This window comes from Burkholderia sp. Se-20378, assembly GCF_017104665.1.
Classification (GTDB): domain Bacteria; phylum Pseudomonadota; class Gammaproteobacteria; order Burkholderiales; family Burkholderiaceae; genus Burkholderia; species Burkholderia lata.
In genome coordinates this window covers 1-2,387 of sequence record NZ_JAAGPG010000884.1, presented here as the reverse complement: position 1 = coordinate 2,387, position 2,387 = coordinate 1, and the positions used below count along the sequence as shown (strand labels likewise).

The window sequence follows — 2,387 nt, the reverse complement described above, 5'->3', positions numbered from 1 at the left end:
CCGGCATCGCGCCCGTCTACGTGATCGGCACCGAGGTGCCGACGCCGGGCGGCGAAGTCAGCGGCAGCGGCGACGATGCTGCGATCGCACGGATCGCGGTCACGCGCAGCGACAGCATCGCGGCGACGCTCGATGCGCACCGCCACGCGTTCGCGGCGGCCGGGCTCGACGATGCATGGACGCGTGTCGTCGCGATCGTCGCGCAGCCGGGCGTCGACTTCGACGATCGCCACGTGCTCGATTACGACAGCGCCAAGGCGGCATCGCTCGGCGCGAGTATCCTGCAGACACCACGCCTCGTGTTCGAGGCGCATTCGACCGACTACCAGACCGAAGGCGCACTCGCCGCGCTCGTGCGCGACCACTTCGCGGTGCTGAAGGTCGGCCCCGCGCTGACGTTCGCGCTGCGCGAGGCGCTGTTCGCGCTGACCTTCATCGAGGACGCGCTGATCGGTTACGTCGCGCAGCGCTCGCGGTTGCGCGACGTGGTCGACGCCGCGATGCGCGCGCAGCCCGAGCACTGGGCGCCGTATTACCGCGGCGGCGAAGCCGAGCAGCGGCTCGCGCGCCAGTTCAGCTACAGCGACCGGATCCGCTACTACTGGCTGCAGCCGGCCGTCGCGGCCGCGGTCGAGCAACTGTTCGACAACCTCGCGCGGCAGCCGGTGCCGGAAACGCTCGTCGCGCAGTGGTTGCCGGACGTATACGCGGCATGCCGCGCGGGCGGCCTCGCGAAAGAGCCGCGTGCCTGGGTGCGCCACCGGATACGCGACGTGATCGCGCACTATGCGCGCGCGTGCGGAATGCAGCGGCCGGCGTGACGGGCCGCGTAGGAAACGCAGTACCGACGACACTTCGAACAAACACAGGAGACATGCCATGCAACGAAAGATGCTCGACGCCGCCGCACGCTGCTTCGCCGGAGCCGCGCTCGCGACGGCGGCCTGCGCCGCGTCCGCCGGCACGCTGACGATCGCGACGCTGAACAATCCCGACATGATCGAGCTGAAGAAGCTGTCGCCGGCCTTCGAGAAGGCGAACCCGGACATCAAGCTGAACTGGGTGATCCTCGAGGAGAACGTGCTGCGCCAGCGCGCGACGACCGACATCACAACCGGCAGCGGCCAGTTCGACGTGATGGCGATCGGTACCTACGAGACGCCGCAGTGGGGCAAGCGCGGCTGGCTCGCGCCGATGACCGGCCTGCCCGCCGACTACGACCTGAACGACATCGTGAAGACCGCGCGCGACAGCCTGTCGTACAACGGCCAGCTGTACGCGCTGCCGTTCTACGTCGAGAGCTCGATGACGTTCTACCGCAAGGACCTGTTCGCGGCGAAGGGGCTCAAGATGCCCGACCAGCCGACCTACGACCAGATCGCCGAATTCGCGGACAAGCTCACCGACAAGGCGAAGGGCACCTACGGGATCTGCCTGCGCGGCAAGGCCGGGTGGGGCGAGAACATGGCGTACGTGTCGACGGTCGTGAACACGTTCGGCGGGCGCTGGTTCGACGAGAACTGGAATGCGCAGCTCACGTCGCCGGAATGGAAGAAGGCGATCACGTTCTACGTGAACCTGCTGAAGAAAGACGGCCCGCCGGGAGCGAGCTCAAACGGCTTCAACGAGAACCTGACCCTGACCGCATCGGGCAAGTGCGCGATGTGGATCGACGCGACGGTCGCGGCCGGCATGCTCTATAACAAACAGCAGTCGCAGGTCGCCGACAGGATCGGCTTCGCGGCCGCGCCGGTCGCCGCCACGCCGAAGGGTTCGCACTGGCTGTGGGCCTGGGCGCTGGCCGTGCCGAAGACGTCGAAGCAGCAGGACGCCGCGCGCAAATTCATCGCGTGGGCGACGTCGAAGCAGTACATCGAGATGGTCGGCAAGGACGAGGGCTGGGCGTCGGTGCCGCCGGGCACGCGCACGTCGACCTATCAGCGCCCCGAGTACAAGGCCGCCGCGCCGTTCTCGGACTTCGTGCTGAAGGCGATCGAGACGGCCGACCCGAACGATCCGTCGCTGAAGAAGGTGCCGTACACGGGCGTGCAGTACGTCGGGATTCCTGAATTCCAGTCGTTCGGCACGGTGGTCGGGCAGTCGATCGCCGGTGCGGTGGCGGGCCAGATGACGGTCGACCAGGCGCTTGCCGCCGGGCAGGCCGCCGCCGACCGCGCGGTACGGCAGGCCGGCTACAAGAAGTAACGCGGCCCGCACCGTGCGCGATGGCGCACGGTGCGCGTCGTCGAAGCTGACAGGCGGGCAGGCTTTCGCGCCCGCGCATCAACCGGAGGGACTCCGATCATGCGTCACCTGCGTCTTCCCCTGAGCCATGCTCACGCGCCGTCGGTCGGCGACGCGTCGTCGCCGCCCGGCGCGCCGCGCCG

2 protein-coding genes are annotated in these 2,387 nt (G+C 68.6%); both read left to right on the top strand.

Annotated features, from left to right (window positions below; translation table 11 throughout):
• Positions 1–821 (top strand): class II D-tagatose-bisphosphate aldolase non-catalytic subunit (locus tag G3N93_RS38585; protein ID WP_206135389.1); only part of this gene is annotated, 821 nt, incomplete at its 5' end.
• Between the two features lie 58 nt (positions 822–879).
• On the top strand, positions 880–2,205 hold the full coding sequence (locus G3N93_RS38580; protein WP_174930644.1) for a sugar ABC transporter substrate-binding protein: 1,326 nt from the start codon (positions 880–882) through the stop codon (positions 2,203–2,205).
• Positions 2,206–2,387 lie beyond the last annotated feature (182 nt).

What these genes read in the sequence shown, in the direction of transcription:
- G3N93_RS38580 (WP_174930644.1), top strand. Translation starts at nt 880, where the DNA reads ATGCAACGAAAGATGCTCGACGCCGCCGCACGCTGCTTCGCCGGAGCC.